The sequence below is a fragment of the Streptomyces atratus genome (assembly GCF_014648655.1).
Taxonomy (GTDB): Bacteria; Actinomycetota; Actinomycetes; order Streptomycetales; family Streptomycetaceae; genus Streptomyces; species Streptomyces atratus.
In genome coordinates, this window is record NZ_BMRN01000002.1 from 489,014 (window position 1) to 507,438 (window position 18,425).

At 69.7% G+C, this 18,425-nt stretch carries 15 protein-coding genes and 3 tRNA genes; 13 read left to right on the forward strand and 5 right to left on the reverse strand.

Features of this window, described 5'->3' with window-relative positions; translation table 11 throughout:
* Positions 1-2 precede the first annotated feature (2 nt).
* Positions 3-716, reverse strand: coding sequence for a SanA/YdcF family protein (locus IEZ15_RS05165; protein WP_189274553.1), 714 nt, complete (start codon positions 714-716; stop codon positions 3-5).
* Between the two features lie 272 nt (positions 717-988).
* On the opposite strand from IEZ15_RS05165, the gene IEZ15_RS05170 reads away from it, so the two are divergent.
* From IEZ15_RS05170 to IEZ15_RS05205, 8 genes are all read left to right on the forward strand, one after another.
* Positions 989-1,201 (forward strand): hypothetical protein, encoded by a 213-nt coding sequence (locus IEZ15_RS05170; RefSeq protein ID WP_189274555.1) that lies wholly within the window; start codon positions 989-991, stop codon positions 1,199-1,201.
* Between the two features lie 31 nt (positions 1,202-1,232).
* Entirely contained in the window at positions 1,233-1,658 is a 426-nt protein-coding gene (locus tag IEZ15_RS46985) for a DUF6210 family protein (protein ID WP_373302495.1), read from the forward strand.
* 55 nt (positions 1,659-1,713) lie between these two features.
* Complete coding sequence (locus tag IEZ15_RS05180; protein WP_189274716.1) at positions 1,714-2,511, forward strand: Cof-type HAD-IIB family hydrolase; 798 nt, start codon at positions 1,714-1,716, stop codon at positions 2,509-2,511.
* A gap of 231 nt (positions 2,512-2,742) precedes the next feature.
* The gene (locus IEZ15_RS46990; protein WP_373302496.1) at positions 2,743-2,973 is read left to right on the forward strand and encodes a hypothetical protein; all 231 of its coding nucleotides are present in this window, start codon (positions 2,743-2,745) and stop codon (positions 2,971-2,973) included.
* 45 nt (positions 2,974-3,018) lie between these two features.
* Positions 3,019-4,332, forward strand: coding sequence for a deoxyguanosinetriphosphate triphosphohydrolase (locus IEZ15_RS05190; RefSeq protein ID WP_373302503.1), 1,314 nt, complete (start codon positions 3,019-3,021; stop codon positions 4,330-4,332).
* A gap of 182 nt (positions 4,333-4,514) precedes the next feature.
* Positions 4,515-5,774: an NAD(P)/FAD-dependent oxidoreductase gene (locus tag IEZ15_RS05195; protein WP_114244394.1), complete on the forward strand. Its 1,260-nt coding sequence runs from the start codon at positions 4,515-4,517 to the stop codon at positions 5,772-5,774.
* A 145-nt stretch (positions 5,775-5,919) separates the two neighbouring features.
* The gene (gene dnaG, locus IEZ15_RS05200; protein ID WP_189274561.1) at positions 5,920-7,827 is read left to right on the forward strand and encodes a DNA primase; all 1,908 of its coding nucleotides are present in this window, start codon (positions 5,920-5,922) and stop codon (positions 7,825-7,827) included.
* A gap of 273 nt (positions 7,828-8,100) precedes the next feature.
* The gene (locus tag IEZ15_RS05205) at positions 8,101-9,195 is read left to right on the forward strand and encodes an RNA polymerase sigma factor (RefSeq protein WP_189274563.1); all 1,095 of its coding nucleotides are present in this window, start codon (positions 8,101-8,103) and stop codon (positions 9,193-9,195) included.
* Positions 9,196-9,346: 151 nt separating this feature from the next.
* On the opposite strand, the gene IEZ15_RS05210 is transcribed toward IEZ15_RS05205, so the two are convergent.
* From IEZ15_RS05210 to IEZ15_RS05225, 4 genes are all read right to left on the reverse strand, one after another.
* On the reverse strand, positions 9,347-11,278 hold the full coding sequence (locus IEZ15_RS05210) for an ABC transporter ATP-binding protein (protein WP_189274565.1): 1,932 nt from the start codon (positions 11,276-11,278) through the stop codon (positions 9,347-9,349).
* Positions 11,278-13,011, reverse strand: a complete 1,734-nt coding sequence (locus IEZ15_RS05215; RefSeq protein WP_114244390.1) for an ABC transporter ATP-binding protein — start codon at positions 13,009-13,011, stop codon at positions 11,278-11,280. The genes IEZ15_RS05210 and IEZ15_RS05215 overlap by 1 nt, the downstream gene beginning before the upstream one ends.
* Before the next feature lie 169 nt (positions 13,012-13,180).
* The gene (locus IEZ15_RS05220; RefSeq protein ID WP_189274567.1) at positions 13,181-14,626 is read right to left on the reverse strand and encodes an FGGY family carbohydrate kinase; all 1,446 of its coding nucleotides are present in this window, start codon (positions 14,624-14,626) and stop codon (positions 13,181-13,183) included.
* Between the two features lie 70 nt (positions 14,627-14,696).
* On the reverse strand, positions 14,697-14,996 hold the full coding sequence (locus tag IEZ15_RS05225) for a YtxH domain-containing protein (RefSeq protein ID WP_189274569.1): 300 nt from the start codon (positions 14,994-14,996) through the stop codon (positions 14,697-14,699).
* 181 nt (positions 14,997-15,177) lie between these two features.
* Here IEZ15_RS05225 and IEZ15_RS05230 point away from each other — a divergent pair.
* The 5 genes from IEZ15_RS05230 (at position 15,178) to IEZ15_RS05250 (ending at position 18,349) form a co-directional block, all read left to right on the forward strand.
* Positions 15,178-15,250, forward strand: a tRNA-Asn gene (locus IEZ15_RS05230).
* A 5-nt stretch (positions 15,251-15,255) separates the two neighbouring features.
* Positions 15,256-15,328, forward strand: a tRNA-Asn gene (locus IEZ15_RS05235).
* 234 nt (positions 15,329-15,562) lie between these two features.
* Positions 15,563-15,636, forward strand: a tRNA-Ile gene (locus IEZ15_RS05240).
* Positions 15,637-16,124: 488 nt separating this feature from the next.
* Positions 16,125-16,334 carry a hypothetical protein gene (locus IEZ15_RS05245; protein WP_189274571.1) on the forward strand — a complete coding sequence of 70 codons (210 nt, stop codon included), beginning with the start codon at positions 16,125-16,127 and terminating at the stop codon, positions 16,332-16,334.
* A gap of 230 nt (positions 16,335-16,564) precedes the next feature.
* Positions 16,565-18,349, forward strand: coding sequence for an ABC transporter ATP-binding protein (locus IEZ15_RS05250; protein ID WP_229845751.1), 1,785 nt, complete (start codon positions 16,565-16,567; stop codon positions 18,347-18,349).
* Positions 18,350-18,425 lie beyond the last annotated feature (76 nt).

Consider the following 18,425-nt stretch of genomic DNA (forward strand, 5'->3'; position numbering starts at 1 on the left):
CCTCAGCGCCCGTCCGCCGCCAGAGCCTCTTCGACCCCGGGCTCCTTCGGCCCCAGGAAGTGCGGGTCGGGCCTGAACACGGCATCCAGCGCCGCCTTCCCGGCCGCGAACATCTCCCGTGTCCCGCCGTAGTACCAGGTCGCATCGTGTACGGCGTCGACGCCGACCCCGTACGCATCGATCCCCGCGGTCCGGCACAGCGCGATCGCCCGCCGGATGTGGAACCCCTGGCTCACCAGCACCGCGCGGTCGACGCCGAAGATCTTCTTGGCCCGAACGCACGAGTCCCAGGTGTCGAACCCGGCGAAGTCGCTCACGATCCGCTCGTCCGGCACCCCGTGCGCCCTGAGATACGTGCGCATGGCGTCGGGTTCGTCGTACTCCTTCCGGCTGTTGTCACCGGTCACGAGCACGACCTTCACCTTCCCGTCCCGGTACAGCTCGGCGGCGGCGTTCAGCCGGTTCGCGAGATACGGCGACGGCTTGCCCTTCCAGAGACCGGCCCCGAACACCATGGCGACCTGCTGCGCGGGCGCGTCCGCGGTCGTCCTGACGCGGGCGTCGGCCACGGAGTACATCCAGGTCGCGGGCGCCAGCGCCGCCACACAGGCGACCATCACCCCCTGCACGAGCCGCCGCTGCCCGCGCCGCGTCCGCGGCCATCGCGGCCGCAACCGCCCGAGCCGCCCCAGCCGTCCCGGCTGCTTCTCCCGCATGGGTGTCCCCCCGTCCGCGCCCTGTGTTGTGCCGTGCTGTCCCACATGATCGGACGAGCGATGGGGGGAAACGGTTCTCCATCTCCCGATTTCATTGATTTCGTAACCGTTTCCGATCTTGCCGCAGACGCTTCGGGCATGATGTCCGCATGAACCGACCTGGAACCGGGACGGGCGACTGGGTGACCGTCGCCGCGTACGAGAATCTGAAGGGCCGACCGCATCCCGCGGCTGCCGTCCGCGCTTGACTGCGGGACCGGGGCATCGACTGGATGCCGTTCGCCGTCGACGACCTGCACGTCGACCTGGCCTGCGGCCCGGGCCCGGACGGTCGCTGGCACGGCTGGATCACCGTCCGCGTCCGGGCTTCGGTGCTGATTCCGCTCGGCCTCCATCCCGACCAGCCGACCTCGCGGCCAGGATTCCCGCCCGCCCCGGCGTGGTGGCACGCGGCAGCCGAACGGGCGGCCCGGAAAACCCATTGAGTACGCGCCCGCCGCCCGCCACGCCGACCCCATGCCTTCCCCACGCCATGTGTTCCTCGACCCCGATGGTGCGGCCACCGACCGGCTGTATGTGGTGGTGACGGCTCCCATCAGGGGCGTTTACCAGCAGCAGTACGGCGGTACGGCCTGCCGGCAGGGCGAGGCGGAGGGGTTCCTCGTCCCGGTGCGCTCGCCGATGAACTCGGCGCGCTGCGGCAGCTCTTCGAGCAGCACTTCCGCGGTGCGGACACGAGGAACCGCCCCTGGACGCCGGACGAGCGGGCCACCCTGCGCAGCGCGGTCGGGGACATCCTCTGCCGGCTCGGCGACGGCGTGGACCACCAGCCCCGCGAACTGCTCCGGGACGAGAGCCGGTTGGACGAGACGGACGAGGCATGGAGTGCCGGTGCTCACTCCGGACGGGCCGGGCATGCTGCTCCGGTGCACCTCGGACTGAGACCGGCGATTGTCCGGAGGATGCCCAGTAGCATCGGGCAATGTTGCTTCCACGGCTGATCGCCTCCGATCTCGACGGCACACTCCTGCGCAACGACGGAACCCTCTCGCCCCGCACCCTGCGCGCCCTGCGCACGGCCGAGAGCGCCGGTGCGGAGGTCGTCCTCGTCACCGCCCGGCCGCCCAGATTCGTCGACCGGCTCGCCGAGGCCGCCGGCCTCGTCGGGACGGCCGTGTGCAGCAACGGGGCGCTGGTGTACGACATCGGGACGCGCACCGTCGTCTCCTCCCGCGCCCTGCCCCTCGCCACCGCCCGGCGCGTGGCCACCGCACTCGCCGCCGCCGTGCCCGAGATCGGCTTCGCCCTGGAGACCGGCAGCCACGTCCTGTACGAACCCGCCTACCGGCTGCGGCTCTCCGAGGACATCGACGCCGAGCTGCCCGTACCGTCGCTGGCGGATCTGTGGCTGACCGACCTCCCCGTCACCAAGCTGCTCGCCTGGTCGGACCGGCTCGACGCGGACGCCCTGCTGGCCGCTGCCGAGGAAGGGGCGGGCGGCGAGGTACAGCTCACCCACTCCGGCGGGCGCGGGCTGCTGGAGATCAGCGCGTCCGGCGTCACCAAGGCCGGCACCCTCTCGATGCTGTGCGCCGGGCGGGGCATCGACGCCACGGAGGTCATCGCCTTCGGCGACATGCCCAACGACCTGACCGTCCTCGACTGGGCCGGCACCGGCTACGCGATGGGCAACGCCCACCCGAGCGTGCTGGCCGCCATAAGGACGCACACGCTCTCCAACGAGGAGGACGGGGTCGCGCACGTCATCGAGCGGCTCTTCGGCAACACAGCCTGATATCGAGACCTCGCCCGGCACCGGGACCTCGCCCGGCACCGGGACCTCGCCCGGAACCGGGACCTCGCCCGGCACCGGGACCCGGCCCGACACCGAGACTCCGCCCGGAACCGAGACCCCGGCTGAACCGATACCGCGCCCGCCGCCGCCCCGACCGCTCGATGCGCCCGCGGAAAGCACCCGTCACCCTCACGCAACGGTGCGGCAATCCCGGCCCCGCACCATCGGTTCATGACGGAGTCGGCACCGGCACATCCCGATGAGTCCCTGCCCCTCGACAGCACGGCGCAACTGTTGACCCGCATCACCGCACAGCTCGGCACCCAGCTCAGCCGCGTCTCCCTGAACGGAACCCGACGGGCCGCGCAGGCCCCCGCCTCAGGGGCTGTCCGGCGGTTCGCGGCCGGGGTCGCGACGACCGAACAGCGCCTTCCCCGAGCCGCCCGCCGCGCATCCGCCTGAGCCCTCCTGTCGGCCCGGCCGTTTACTGTCGGAACCATGGACGGCATGGACGGTACGCAGGGAACACAGGACCACGGCATGGCCCCCTACGGTGCGGCCGACGCCGAGCGCTGGGACACCGAGCCGGACAAACGGCCCGGTCGTACCGCATTCCAGCGTGACCGCGCAAGAGTGCTGCACTCCGCCGCGCTGCGCCGTCTCGCCGGGAAGACCCAGGTCGTCACCCCCGGCACCCGCAGCCACGCCTGGGACGCCAGCCCGCGTACCCGGCTCACGCACTCCCTGGAATGCGCACAGGTCGGCCGCGAACTCGGGGCGGCGCTCGGCTGCGACCCCGATCTGGTCGAGACGGCCTGCCTCGCCCATGACCTGGGCCACCCGCCGTTCGGACACAACGGGGAGCAGGCGCTCAACGACTTCGCGTCGGACTGCGGGGGCTTCGAGGGCAACGCCCAGTCGCTGCGCCTGCTGACCAGGCTCGAACCGAAGCGGTTCGTGCCCGACACCCGGACCGGCGAGCTGGTCAGCGTCGGACTCAACCTGACCCGTGCCGCTCTGGACGCGGCCACCAAGTACCCGTGGCCGCGTGGCGGGCACCCCTTTGACCCCGGATCGCCGAAATTCGGGGTGTACGAGGACGACCTGCCGGTCTTCGAGTGGGCCCGCCAGGGCGCTCCGAAGGACCGCAAGTGCTTCGAGGCCCAGGTCATGGACTGGTCCGACGATGTCGCGTACTCGGTGCACGACTTCGAGGACGGGCTGCACGCCGGGCACATCGACCCCAATTGTCTCTACGCCGAGCCCGAGCGGAACGAGATCTGGGCGGTCGCCATCGGCCGCTACGTCCCGGTGGACACCGAGCCCGAGGAACTGGCCGACGCTCTGGACCGGCTCATCGGTCAGGATTGGTGGCCGCACGGCTACGACGGATCCGCCGTCGCCCAGGCCCGGCTGAAGGACGCGACGAGCCAGCTGATCGGCCGGTTCTGTCTCGCCGCCGAGAGCAGTACCCGGCTGGCGTACGGGACGGGCCGGCTCGGCCGCTACGGCGCCGACCTCGTCGTCCCGCGCGAGGCACGCAACGAATGCGCCGTGCTCAAGGCAGTCGCAGACCGGTACGTCATGCAGCGCGCCGAGCAGGAGGCCATCCGCGCCGACCAGCGGATCGTCATCGCGGAACTGGCCGCCGCGCTGACCGCACGTGCCCCGGAGGGGCTGGAGCCGCAGTTCCGGGCGCTGTTCTACGCCGCCCACGACGACGACAGGGCCCGCAAGCGGGTCCTGGTCGACCAGATCGCCGCCCTGACCGACGCCTCCGCACGCTCCCTGCACGCATCGCTCACCGGCCGCCGCCGCTGACCGGGGTCCCGTCCCCGGCCGGTCGTGTCCGCGAGCCGCACGGCGCGGTATCGACCGAGCCGCGCGGAGCGGCCTGTGACCACTGGGTGTGACCTGATCGGTGTACACCCTCTTTCGCCATCACGCTGCGTGCGGGACGCTCGCAGTTGGGCCCCGCGCAGCAAGCACCGAGGAGGCATCACGTGGTCGACGCACATCGGACGTTCGTCATCGTCGGCGGAGGACTGGCAGGAGCGAAGGCAGCCGAGACACTCCGGGCGGAAGGTTTCAGCGGCCGGGTGATCCTTCTCGGCGATGAACGCGACCATCCGTACGAACGGCCGCCGCTCTCCAAGGGCTATCTGACCGGCAAGGAGGAGCGGGACAGCGTCTTCGTCCACGAGACCGCCTGGTACGCGGGCGCCGACATCGAGCTCCACCTGGGCCAGCCCGTCACCAGCCTCGACCGGGAGGCCCGCTCCGTACAGCTCGGCGACGGCACCGTCGTCCACTACGACAAGCTGCTGCTCGCCACCGGGGCCGAGCCGCGCCGTCTCCCCATTCCGGGTACGGACCTGGCCGGAGTCCACCATTTGCGCCGTCTCGCCCACTCGGACCGGCTGCGCAACGTACTAGCCTCCCTCGGCCGCGACAACGGCCATCTGGTGATCGCCGGGGCCGGCTGGATCGGCCTGGAGGTCGCGGCGGCGGCACGCGGTTACGGCGCCGAGGTCACCGTCGTCGAACCGGAGCCGACGCCACTGCATCAGGTCGTCGGGCCCGAACTGGGCCAGATCTTCACCGATCTGCACAGCGACCACGGTGTCCGCTTCCACTTCGGCGTCCGCCTCGCCGAGATCATCGGCCAGGACGGCCTGGTCCTCGCGGTCCGCACCGACGACGGCGAGGAGCACCCCGCCCACGACGTGCTCGCCGCGATCGGTGCCGCCCCCCGTACCGCCCTCGCCGAAGCCGCGGGGCTCGACATGGCCGCGCGCAAGGACGGCGGCGGCATCGCCGTCGACGCCTCCCTGCGCACCAGTGACCCGCACATCTTCGCGGCCGGTGACGTCGCCAACGTGGCCCATCCGCTGCTCGGCGCCCGGCTGCGCGTGGAGCACTGGGCGAACGCGCTGAACAGCGGCCCGGCAGCGGCCCGCGCCATGCTCGGCAAGGACGTCAGCTACGACCGGGTGCCGTACTTCTTCTCCGACCAGTACGATCTCGGCCTCGAATACTCGGGCTGGGCGCCGCCGGGCAGCTACGACCAGGTGGTCATCCGCGGCGACGCGGGGAAGCGTGAGTTCATCGCCTTCTGGCTGAAGGACCGCCGGGTACTGGCCGGGATGAACGTCAACGTGTGGGACGTCACCGAGACCGTGCAGGAGCTGATCCGGTCCGGCCGGCAGGTCGACCCGGACGCACTGGCGGACCCGTCGGTACCGCTGGTCTCCCTGAACTGAGCCGAGCCGAGTCGGCCGTTCCGCCCGGTGGCCCCGGACGGGACGGCTCAGCCGTACGGCACCCGCCAGGCGTCCTCGCCGCCGGGTTCCACGGATCACATTGCCGCGCGGCACAGCTGTCGTACCCCACCCGTAGACTTCACCCGTGGCAGGCAGGATCAATGACGACGATGTGAAGGCGGTACGGGACGCGGTCCCGATCGACGCCGTCGTTTCCGAGTATCTCCAGCTGCGCAACGCCGGCGGTGGCAACCTCAAGGGCCTCTGCCCGTTCCACGACGAGAAGTCCCCCTCCTTCCAGGTCAGCCCGAGCAAGGGTCTCTTCCACTGCTTCGGCTGCCAGGAGGGCGGCGACACGATCGCCTTCGTGATGAAGATCGACCATCTCTCGTTCTCCGAGACGGTCGAGCGGCTCGCCGCCAAGGCGGGCATCACCCTGCGGTACGAGGAGGGTGGGTACAACCCCTCCCACCAGCGCGGTGAGCGCATCCGGCTGGTCGAGGCGCACAAGGTGGCCGCCCAGTTCTATGTCGAGCAGCTGGACAGCCCCGAGGCCGAGATCGGCCGGAAGTTCCTCGCCGAGCGCGGCTTCGACCAGGCGGCGGCCGCCCATTTCGGCGTCGGCTACAGCCCGGCCGGCTGGGACCACCTCACCCGCTATCTGCGCGGCAAAGGCTTCAGCGACAAGGAGCTGATCACCTCCGGCCTCTCCCAGGACGGCAGGCGCGGCCCCATCGACCGATTCCGCGGCCGGCTGATGTGGCCGATCAGCGACACCTCCGGCGAGGTCGTCGGCTTCGGCGCCCGCAAGCTGCGCGACGACGACAACGGACCGAAGTACCTCAACACCCCCGAGACCTCGATCTACAAGAAGTCCCAGGTGCTGTACGGCATCGACCTCGCGAAGAAGGACATCGCGAAGGCCAGCCGGGCCGTGGTCGTCGAGGGCTACACCGACGTCATGGCCTGCCACCTCGCCGGGATCACCACCGCCATCGCCACCTGCGGCACGGCGTTCGGCGGCGACCACATCAAGATCCTGCGCCGCCTCCTGATGGACAACGGCAGCGCCCGGGTGATCTTCACCTTCGACGGTGACGCGGCCGGGCAGAAGGCCGCCCTGCGCGCCTTCGAGGACGACCAGAAGTTCGCCGCCGAGACGTACATCGCGATCGCCCCGGACAACATGGACCCGTGCGATCTGCGCCTGGCCAAGGGCGACGAGGCCGTCCGTGACCTGGTCGAACCCCGCACCCCGCTCTTCGAGTTCGCGCTCCGCCAGATCGTCGGCCGGTACGACCTGGAGACCCCGGCGGGCCGCGGCGCCGCGCTCGACGAGGCGGCACCCGTCGTCGCCCGGATCAAGAACAGCTCCTCGCAGCACGAGGTCGCCGTCCAGCTGGCCGGCATGCTCGGAATCCTGGACACCCAGTTCGTGGTCAAGCGCGTCGGCCAGCTCGCCCGCTGGGCCCGAGAACGGGGTGAGCAGCGGGGCCCCGCGCAGGCCCCGTCCCACGGCGGTCCCCAGCCCCAGCAGGTCCGGGCGCCCGCCGCCACCTCGGGCCCCGCCCTCAACCTCCGCAGCCCCGCCCACCGCACCGAGCGCGAGCTGCTCAAGCTCGCTCTGCAGAAGCCCGCCCTCGTCTCACCGGCCTTCGACGCCTACGGGGCCGACGAGTTCACCGCCCCGCCGTACGCCGCGGTCCGGCAGTGCATCGCTGAGGCGGGCGGCGCCGAGACGGGTGTCCCGGAGACCCGCGAATACCTGGTCCAGGTGCTGGACGCGGCTCCCAACGACACGGTGCGCAATCTGGTCACCGAGCTGGCGGTGGAGGTCTTCCACGGCAAGACCATCGACGAGACCTACGCGGGCATGCAGCTCGTCCAGGTCCGGCTGCGCGCCGTCGACCGCCGGATCAACGACGTACAGGGCAGCCTCGCCCGTCTCGGCAGCAATGTCGCCCCGGACCATCTCGCGGCCGCGCAGAACGAGGTCTGGGTCCTCCAGCAGTACGCCCAGGCCCTGCGCAACAACGGCGCCGACGCGCTCTGACGCGAGGTTCCGGCGCCGCGGCCCGGGAAGACGCACCGGGTCCGTCCGGTCGCAGTTCCGTCCTCGATCGCCGGACGGGCTCAAAAACCCGCCCGTCCCCGTAACCGCTCGGTCACGGACCGGACTCAGAAAGTCCCCGCACGCCCCTCGTGGCAGCGATGTGTCTTCCCCCACACTGGGGGGCGGTGCCTGAGTCATCGGAGCGCGGCCGGCCCACCGAACGGTGGCCCTCCATCCCCGCGATCCGGCAGCGATCACCTGGAGGTCGCCCCCGTGCAGACCCGGACCCTGACCGAAACCGAGCATGTCTCGGCCATACCCGCGCAGAACCGGGCCGTGCGCCATCCGGAGGCCGCGGTGGAGCCGCAGACACCACCCGACCCACCCGAGGCGCTCATGGAGGAGCTGCCGGAGGCGCCCGAAACGCCGGAGTCACGGGGCCGCCCGGAGACCGCCGGCCCGTCCTCCGATCTTTTCCGCCAGTATCTGCGGGAGATCGGCCGGATTCCGCTGCTCTGCGCCGCCGACGAGGTGGAGCTCGCCCGCCGCGTCGAGGCCGGTCTCTTCGCCGAGGAACGGCTCGCGAGCACCCCGGACCCGGACACCCGACTCGCCGTCGATCTCGACCGGTTGGTGGTCATGGGGCGGATGGCGAAGCGCCGTCTCATCGAGGCCAACCTCCGCCTCGTCGTCTCCGTCGCCAAACGCTATGTCGGCCGCGGGCTGACCATGCTCGATCTGGTCCAGGAGGGAAACCTCGGACTGATCAGGGCGGTCGAGAAGTTCGACTACGCCCGGGGCTACAAGTTCTCGACATACGCGACCTGGTGGATCCGTCAGGCCATGTCCCGCGCCCTCGCCGACCAGGCGCGGACCATACGGGTCCCGGTCCATGTCGTCGAACTGATCAACCGCGTCGTACGGGTGCAGCGCCGGATGCTCCAGGAGCGCGGCTACGAGCCGACGCCCGAGGAGGTCGCCGACCAGCTCGACCTCACCCCGGAACGGGTCGGCGAAGTCCTGCGGCTCGCCCAGGAACCCGTCTCGCTGCACGCCCCGGTCGGCGAGGAGGAGGACGTCGCCCTCGGTGACCTGATCGAGGACGGGGACGCCGCGTCCCCGGTCGAGTCAGCCGCGTTCCTGCTGCTGCGCGAGCACCTGGAAGCGGTGCTCTCCACTCTGAACGAGCGTGAGCGGAAGGTGGTCCAGCTGCGCTACGGGCTGGCCGACGGGCGGCCCCGCACACTTGAGGAGATAGGCAGGATCTTCGGCGTGACACGCGAGCGCATCCGCCAGATCGAGTCCAAGACCCTCAACAAGCTGCGGGACCATGCTTTCGCCGACCAGCTTCGCGGCTACCTCGACTGACCCCGCAGGGACGCCGGGCCGTAACGGCACCCGCCGCCGAGCGGGCCGGGTCGGCACCTCGTCCATGGGAGTGGCCCGGTCCGGCCAGAAGAAGGAGGGCCCGTACCGCCGGCCGGCGGTACGGGCCCTCCTCGTGCGCTGACCGCTTCTTCTAGTCGACCTCGGCGACCGCCTGCGCGAACTGCGCCGAGTACAGCCGGGCGTACGCGCCCTCGGCATCCAGCAGTTCGTCGTGCGTGCCCTGTTCGACGATCGAGCCGTTCTCCATCACCAGGATGACGTCGGCATCCCGGATGGTGGAGAGCCGGTGCGCGATCACAAAGCTCGTGCGACCGTGCGCCAGGCGCGCCATCGCCTTCTGGATGAGTACCTCGGTACGGGTGTCGACGGAGCTCGTCGCCTCGTCGAGCACCAGGATCACCGGGTCGGACAGGAACGCCCGCGCGATGGTGATCAGCTGCTTCTCGCCCGCGCTGACGCCGGAGCCCTCGTCGTCGATCACCGTGTCGTAGCCGTCCGGCAGGGTGCGGATGAAACGGTCGGCGTGGGCCGCCTTCGCCGCCTCCTCGATCTCCTCCCGGGTGACCTCGCGCGAAGCGCCGTACGCGATGTTCTCCGCGATCGACCCGCCGAAGAGCCAGGTGTCCTGGAGGACCATGCCAATCCCCGACCGCAGGTCGTCGCGCGACATGTTCGCCACGTTCACCCCGTCGAGGGTGATCCGGCCGCCCGTCACGTCGTAGAACCGCATCAGCAGATTGACGAGCGTGGTCTTGCCGGCGCCGGTCGGGCCGACGATCGCGACCGTGTGACCCGGCTCGACGTTCAACGACAGATCCTCGATGAGCGGCTTCTCCGGGTCGTAGCGGAACGACACCTTCTCCAGCGAGACGCTGCCCCGCAGCTCCTCGGGGTGCTCGCCGGTACCCGGCGCGGGGTCGGCGCCCTGCTCCTCGGCGTCCAGCAGCTCGAAGATCCGCTCGGCCGACGCGATGCCCGACTGCACCAGGTTCGCCATCGAGGCGACCTGGGTCAGCGGCATCGAGAACTGCCGTGAGTACTGGATGAAGGCCTGCACATCACCGATCGACAGCGAACCCGAAGCGACCCGCAGACCACCGACGACGGCGATCAGCACATAGTTCAGGTTGGAGACGAACATCATCAGCGGCTGCATGATCCCGCTGTTGAACTGCGCCTTGAAACCGGCCTCGTACAGGGCCTCGTTCTGCTCGGCGAAGCCCTTCGCGGACTCCTCCTGCCGGCCGAAGACCTTCACCAGGGTGTGCCCGGTGTACATCTCCTCGATATGGGCGTTGAGCTTGCCCGTCACCTTCCACTGCTGCACGAACTGCGGCTGGGACCGCTTGCCGACCTTCGAGGCCACGACCACCGAGAGCGGCACCGTCACCAGCGCGACCAGCGCCAGCAGTGGGGAGACCCAGAACATCATGATCAGCACGCCGACGATGGTGAGCAGGGAGTTGATGAGCTGGCCCATCGTCTGCTGCATCGTCTGCGAGATGTTGTCGATGTCGTTCGTCGCCCGGCTGAGCACCTCGCCGCGCTTGGCCCGGTCGAAGTAGGACAGCGGCAGTCGCGACAGCTTCGTCTGGATGTCCTCGCGCAGCTGGAACACGATCTGGTTGATGATCCGGATCGACAGCCGCGTCGCCACCAGCATCAGCAGCCCGGCACCGACGTAGACCGCCAGTGCCACCAGCAGTACGTCACCCACCGCACCGAAGTCGATGCCGTGACCCGGTGTGAAATCCACCCCGGAGAGCATGTCGGCGAGGCCGCTGTTGGTCCTGCGCAGGCCCTCGACGGCCTGTTCCTTGGTCGTTCCCTCCGGCATGCTCCGGCCGACGACCCCGGCGAACACCAGGTCGGTCGCCCTGCCGAGGATCTTCGGTCCGACCACCGACAGGCCGACGCTCAGCACACTGGCCGCCAGCATCACGTACAGCGGGGTCTTCTCCGCGGCGAAGCGCTTCAGCAGCCGCTTCGATGACCCCTTGAAGTCCATGGACCGGTCGGTCGGCGCCCCGCCCGCCATCATGCGTCCGCCAGGCCCGGCCATTACGCGGCCTCCGCTTCCGTCAGCTGGGAGAGCACGATCTCCCGGTACGTGTCATTGCCGTCCATCAGCTCGTGATGGGTGCCGGAACCGACGACCCGGCCCTCGTCCAGCACCAGGATCCGGTCGGCGTCACGGATGGTGGACACCCGCTGCGCCACGATGACCACGGTCGCCTCGGCCGTCTCCTGCGAGAGTGCCCCGCGCAGTGCGGCGTCGGTCGCGTAGTCGAGCGCGGAGAACGAGTCGTCGAAGAGGTAGATCTCCGGCCGCTGCACCAGCGTCCTGGCGATCGCCAGGCGCTGCCGCTGTCCGCCGGAGACATTGGTGCCGCCCTGCGCGATCGGCGCGTGCAGGCCGTGTTCCAGCGCCTCGACGAACTCCTTGGCCTGCGCGACCTCCAGCGCGTGCCACAGCTCCTCGTCGCTGGCGTCCGGGTTTCCGTACCGCAGATTCGTCGCGACCGTCCCGGAGAACAGATACGGCTTCTGCGGAACGAGACCCACGGTCTTCGCCAGCAGTGCCGGCTCCAGCGTCCGTACGTCCGTGCCGTCGACCAGTACCTGGCCGTCCGTCACATCGAACAGCCGCGGTACGAGTCCGAGCAGCGTCGACTTGCCGCTGCCCGTCGACCCTATGATCGCGGTGGTCTCGCCGGGACGGGCCACCAGATCCACCGACCGCAGCACCGGCTCCTCGGCGCCCGGGTAGCGGAAGTCCGCCCCGCGGACCTCCAGATGACCGTGGGCGCGCAGCTCGCTGACCGGCTCGACCGGCGGAACCACGCTCGACTCGGTCTCCAGGACCTCCTGGATGCGCTCGGCGCAGACCTCGGCGCGCGGCACCATCATGAACATGAAGGTGGCCATCATCACCGACATGACGATCTGCATCAGATAGGCGAGGAACGCGGTCAGCGCGCCGATCTCCATGCCGCCGCTGTCGATGCGGTGGGCACCGAACCAGACCACGGCGATCGAGGACACATTCACGACCGTCATCACGGTCGGGAACATCAGCGCCATCAGCCGGCCCGTGGACAGCGCCACATCGGTCAGCTCGTTGTTCGCGCCGCGGAAACGCTCCTCCTCGTAACGGTCACGGACGAAGGCGCGGATCACGCGGTTGCCGGTGATCTGCTCGCGCAGCACCCGGTTCACGGTGTCGACCCGCTCCTGCATGGTGCGGAACAGTGGCCGCATCCGCTTGACGATCAGGCTCACCGCGATGCCGAGCACCGGCACCACCGCGAGCAGCACGGCCGAGAGCGGGACGTCCTGGCCGAGCGCCATGATGATGCCGCCGACGCACATGATCGGCGCCGACACCATCAGGGTGAACGTCATCAGCACGAGCATCTGGACCTGCTGGACGTCATTGGTCGTACGCGTGATCAGCGAGGGTGCGCCGAACCGTCCGACCTCACGCGCCGAGAACGACTGCACCCGGTCGAAGATCGACGCCCGGACATCGCGGCCGAGGGCGGACGCGGTGCGGGCGCCGTAGTAGACGGCCCCCATGTTGCAGACCACCTGGGCGATGCTGACGGCGATCATGATGCCGCCGAACTCCAGGATGTAGCCCGTGTCCCCCTTGACGACACCGTTGTCGATGATGTCGGCGTTCAGGGTGGGCAGATAGAGGCTGGCGCAGGTCTGCAGGAGTTGGAGGAGGACCAGGAGCAGGATGGGTTTCTTGTACGGACCGAGACAGGCCCGCAGGAGTTTTATGAGCACGCGTGTCTCTCGGAGTCGGCAGAGGTCGGGAGTCGACCCATTTTCCGGTACTCCCGGCGGGGACTTCGAACGATTTTATTCAAGACCAGGTCAAAAAAAAGACCGAGTACACATGTGGAAGGCCGATCTCCGTCAGGTGTACCCAGTCATGTCACGCAGGGTGGGCGGCTCAGGACGCGGAGTCGAACGCCCCCGGATGAATCTGGTCGCGCGTGGCCACGTACTGCTGTCGCACCGCCCGGCCGGCCGCCAGCTCCTCGCCCGGCTCCAGCACCTGCGCCGCGGCGCCCTGCCAGGCCGGGGGAGTGAGCGGATCGGCCGTCCCCCGGGAGGCCCCCAGGGCCCAGGCCGCCTGCCGGGCCGCGCCCAGCGCCGCGTACTCGGCGGGCTGCGGCACCACCACCTGCGTACCGAACAGCGCGGGCGCGAGCCCCTGCACTGCGGGCAGTTCGGCCGCCGCCCCCAGCAGGAACACCCGCCGCACCTCGACACCGCGGCCGCGCAGTACATCGAGCGCGTCGGCCAGCGAGCACAGCATTCCCTCGAACGCCGCCCGTGCCAGATGCTCCGGCTTCATCGACTCGCGCCGCAGCCCGCACAGCGTCCCCGCCGTGTGCGGCAGATGCGGGGTGCGCTCGCCCTCCAGATACGGCAGGAGCACGAGTCCGGAGGCGCCCGGCGTCGACTTCAGCGCCAGCGCGGACAGCTCCTCCAGCCCCTCCACGCCCAGCATCTCGACGGTCCCGCGCAGGGCGCGTACCGCGTTCGACGTGTACACCACCGGCAGATGCATCCCGGTCGCGTCCGCGAACGAAGTGATCATCCCGCTCGGATCGGACAGCGCCTCGTGGTGCACCGCCATGACCGAACCCGATGCGCCCAGCGACACCACCGCATCGCCGGCCCCGACCCCGAGCCCGAACGCCGCCGCCATCGTCTCGCCGGTCCCCGCGGAGATCAGCAGCCCCTCGGGCGTCGTCCCGGCCGCATCGGAGGGGCCGAGCACCTCGGGCAGCGCCGCCTGGTGCCCGAGCGCGAGCTCCACCAGGTCGGGCCGGTAGGCACCACTGCCCGCCGACCAGTAACCGGTGCCGGACGCGGCACCCCGGTCGGTGGTTCGCCGGGCCGGCCGCCCCAGCAGTTGCCACACCAGCCAGTCGTGCGGCTGCAGCACCGAGGCCACGCGCTGGGCCGCCTCCGGCTCGGTCCGCGCCAGCCAGCGCAGCTTCGACACCGGCTGCGCGGCCTGAGGCACCGACCCGACCGCCTCGGCCCAGGCCTGCCGCCCGCCGAGCCCGTCGATCAGATCGGCCGCGGCGACCTGCGCCCGCCGGTCATTGCCGAGCAGCGCCGGGCGTACGAGATTGCCCTGGTGGTCCAGCGGCACCAGGCCGTGCTGCTGTGCGGCGACACCGATGGCCTGCACGCCTTCGAGCAGCCCTCCGGTGGCGGCCTCACCGAGCGAGAGCAGCCACGCCTGCGGGTCGACCTCGGTGGCCTTCGCATCGACGGGGTGTGCGGCGTACCCCCGGCGCAGCACGGCGCCCGTGTCCGTATCGCATACGACGATGTGTGTGAAGGCGGAAGAACTGTCCAAGCCGGCGACTATGCCCATGCCCAAGATTCTGCCGCACCGCCGGAGCGTTTCCGTACCGGTGGCGCGGCAGTGGGCGGGCGGCCCCCGGCTAGGTGTTGGTGGTGCCCCAGTCGTCCTCGTTGTTCTGGCCGCGGTACCGCAACGAGCGCATCCGGTCGGCCACCGAGGCGGGCACCTTCTCGCCGACCTTGTCGCTGACCGCGTGGTAAGCCTTGCCGGCCAGATCGCGGCCGCTCTGTGCCGCGGACTCGGCGGTATTGCGCACGGCCGGATTCTGGGCGAACTGACGTGCGGACTTCTTCAGCTGCTCGTAACGCTCGCGCCCGGCCCGCGCGCCGATCACGTATCCGAGGGCCAGTCCGGCGATGAACGTGAGCCGGTACCGCATGGCTGCCACCCTTCCTTGCTCAGTGCGACGTGTGCTGCCCGCCTACCCGCGGGCACCCGAGATCACCCCGGGCGATACCGATTGGCAAAGCACCCCCCTGCTTGCGCTAATGTATGTGTCGCAGCGAACGCGCGCCGCCCGGCAGGAGCCAGGCAGGTAGGGTTCGGTGCAAACGCAGCAATCCCCTGTAGCTCAATTGGCAGAGCAGCCGGCTGTTAACCGGCAGGTTACTGGTTCGAGTCCAGTCGGGGGAGCGCGATCCCCTGTAGCTCAATTGGCAGAGCATTCGGCTGTTAACCGGAGGGTTACTGGTTCGAGTCCAGTCGGGGGAGCGGAACGGAAGAGGACCCTGCGGGGTCCTTTTTCGCGTGCCTGTCGTCGACCCTTCGCTGTGATGCGTGTGGGGTGCACGTGACTCTTTCGCGTCTACTTCGCTCCGTTCGGAACCGGGCGGGGAGCAGCGCAGTCTTCATGGTCGTGCGAAGCCGACCATCCGCAGCGAGAGATCGTATGACCGGCTATGCTGCGGCAGACGGCGCGCACACTTGTACGCGCCACGCCGAAAAGGGGCGGTAGCTCAGCCGGTTAGAGCAGCGGACTCATAATCCGTCGGCCGTGGGTTCGAGTCCCACCCGCCCCACTGCCGCTGTTCCCGGCAGAAACGTTGCGACCTGTGCATATGCAGGCGGCAGGGCCCCCACGGATTCCGTGGGGGCCCTCACCATAGCCCCGGACCAAGATCAAGTGTTTGCGCCGCGGCCCGGCGCGTCGCCGGTCGGTCCTCTCTCGCCGTCAGGGGTCTTGCGGGCAGGCCCGATTGTGCGTGACGGCGTGCGACCGCGAAGGGATCGTCAGGCCCTCGTCGGGCCCGTGTCGTCCTGCTTCAGGCTCTGGCGGTGAGCTTTGCTGTGGGCAAAGGTGTCCAGTGGCTGAAGGGCTGTCTGCGTCCTGGATCTGGAGGGTGTCCAGAGAGTCACTTATGACAACGCTCCGAAGGTTTGCGGTATTTCGCGACTTTTATCCGAATTACGGCTTGTACGAGTTGTTGGTCGTAGGGGGTAGTCGTAGTGTCGGAAGTGCCGCAGCAAGAGCAAGGAGCGGCGCAGATACCCTCCGAAGGAGACGAAGATGAACGTACGCAGCATCTTCGACCACAGGGACCACGACGGTGATGGTGGACGCGGCGGTTACGGCCGTGGCGGATACGGACGCGGCGGCTACGGCCGTGGCGGCTACGGACGCGGCGGCTACGGACGCGGCGGCTACGGACGCGGCGGCGGCGGTTACGGCCGTGGTGGCGGCGGCCGTGGTGGTGGCGGCGGCGGGTACGGTCGCTGACCCGACATCCCTGACACCATCCCCAAAACGAGGCAGGCTCGCGTTGCGGCGCGGGTCGGCCTCGCGGTTCTGGGGTCCGCGCCTATGGAGATGGTCCATAGTCCGAGCACCTCTGTGACGTGACGCCCATGCGCCTTCGCAGCTCATCCCGGCGCCCAGCGCCCCCCGAAGAGACTTCTCAGGACTCGGTGACGGATGTCCCGATCCGCACGGATCCCGTCAGCATCGTCATGGCGTTCCGGCGCTTCTGGCCACTGACCAAGGGCGACCGGCGCTGGCTCATCCTCATCTTCCTGTGCGCCGTCCTGGCCGCCATCGCAGAGACCATCACGGTCCTGCTCTTCGCCAAACTCACCGACACCGCTCTGCAGACCGGCTCCGTCAGCGCCTTCTGGAAACCTGCCGGCCAGTGGGTCGTCGTGGCCGTCATCGGTGCGGTGGTGGGATATCTGGGCAACTCGCTCGCCGCCTGGGTCGCCGAACGCTTCGTCATGAGGCTGCGGGCACGGGTTTTCAGCCATCTCCAGACGCTTCCGCCGCACTTCTACCAGCGCAATCGCCGAGGTGACCTGGTGGAGCGGCTGACGGGCGACGTGGAAGCCATCGAAGCGCTCGTGGTCTCCGGCATCGTCGGGGCCGCCTCCGCCGTGTTCGGCACGCTCTTCTACGCCGCCGCCGCCCTCTGGCTGCGCTGGGATCTTGCCCTCGCCACCTTTGTCATGGTGCCGCTCTTCTGGTTCACGACCACCCGCTTCGCCGGGCCCCTGCGCGCTGTGTCCCGGCGCGGCCGCGCGGCGGACGGTGCCATCACGGCAGTGGTCGAGGAGACGTTGGTCAACGTCGTCATGACCCAGGCGTACAACAGGCAGCAGGAGGAGGAGACGCGGCTCCTCGACAAGGCACGGATCCGGCTGAGGACAGCGGTGAAGGCGGTTCGCCTCACCGAGTTCTACGAGCAACTCGTCGAGGTCCTCGAAACGTTGTGCGTCCTGGCGATCATCGGCCTGGGGGCGTGGGAGATCTCCGCGGGACGGATGACCCTCGGACAGCTTCTGGCCTTCGCCGCCTTCATCGGCTACCTCTACCCGCCGATCCGCTCCCTGGGGCAGCTCGGTCTGACGGCCACCGCCGCGACCGCGGGAGCCGAACGGCTGCTGGAGATCCTCGACGCCGAGCCCGCCGTCACCGATCCGGCCGCCTCCGTGCCCGCCCCGCCCCGCAATCGCGCGCTCGGCGAGGTGGAGGCGTGTCAGGTCACCTTCCACTACCCCGGCAGCAGCGAGCCGGTGCTCCGGGACCTCTCGTTCACCGCGAGCCCCGGGGAACTGCTGGTCATCACCGGCCCCAGTGGCGCGGGCAAGTCGACCCTGGCGGCTCTGCTGCTGAGGTTCTACGACCCGGATACCGGCAGTGTCCGGCTGGACGGCGTGTCCGTGGACCGGCTGCCGCTGACCTACCTCCGCCGGAACATCACACTGCTGCCCCAGGACACGCTCGTCCTGCACGACACCATCGAGGAGAACATCGGCTGCGGGCGCACGGATGTGAGCCACCGTGACGTCGTGGAAGCCGCGAAGGCGGCCGACGCCCACGGGTTCATCGGCACCCTGCCAGAGGGATATGCCACCGTCATTTCCCCCGGCACTTCGCGGCTCTCCGGGGGCCAGCTGCAGCGCATCGCGATCGCCCGCGCCATGCTGCGCGACGCGCCCGTCCTCCTCCTCGACGAGCCCACCACCGGACTGGACAGGATGGCCGCACAGCGCATCCTCGCGCCGCTGCGACGCCTCGCCGAGGGACGCACCACCATCGTGATCACGCACGACCTGGCCCTTGCCGCGAGCGCCGACCGCATCCTTGTTCTGGACGAGGGACGTCTGGTGGAGTCGGGCACGCATACCCAACTCCTGGGCCGAAGAGGTCTGTACGCCACTCTGTTCGAACGCCGTGCCCAACAACCGCATAACGGCACGGTGTACTCGCCTGCCCGCCCGTCAGGAATCCACTGGCGGTAGGCGGGCGGGAGCGGGCGCCGAACTGCGCGGCCGTGTCGCGCCTCCTGACGCGGAGACGTGGCCGGGAACAGGCTGT

Coding starts and splice junctions, on each gene's coding strand:
- IEZ15_RS46985 (WP_373302495.1), top strand. CDS start 1,233: ATGCCTTCCCCACGCCATGTGTTCCTCGACCCCGATGGTGCGGCCACC.
- IEZ15_RS46990 (WP_373302496.1), top strand. CDS start 2,743: ATGACGGAGTCGGCACCGGCACATCCCGATGAGTCCCTGCCCCTCGAC.
- IEZ15_RS05165 (WP_189274553.1), bottom strand. CDS start 716: ATGCGGGAGAAGCAGCCGGGACGGCTGGGGCGGCTCGGGCGGTTGCGG.
- IEZ15_RS05170 (WP_189274555.1), top strand. CDS start 989: ATGCCGTTCGCCGTCGACGACCTGCACGTCGACCTGGCCTGCGGCCCG.
- IEZ15_RS05190 (WP_373302503.1), top strand. CDS start 3,019: ATGGACGGTACGCAGGGAACACAGGACCACGGCATGGCCCCCTACGGT.
- IEZ15_RS05225 (WP_189274569.1), bottom strand. CDS start 14,996: ATGCGGTACCGGCTCACGTTCATCGCCGGACTGGCCCTCGGATACGTG.
- IEZ15_RS05220 (WP_189274567.1), bottom strand. CDS start 14,626: ATGGGCATAGTCGCCGGCTTGGACAGTTCTTCCGCCTTCACACACATC.
- IEZ15_RS05210 (WP_189274565.1), bottom strand. CDS start 11,278: ATGGCCGGGCCTGGCGGACGCATGATGGCGGGCGGGGCGCCGACCGAC.
- IEZ15_RS05250 (WP_229845751.1), top strand. CDS start 16,565: ATGGCGTTCCGGCGCTTCTGGCCACTGACCAAGGGCGACCGGCGCTGG.
- IEZ15_RS05245 (WP_189274571.1), top strand. CDS start 16,125: ATGAACGTACGCAGCATCTTCGACCACAGGGACCACGACGGTGATGGT.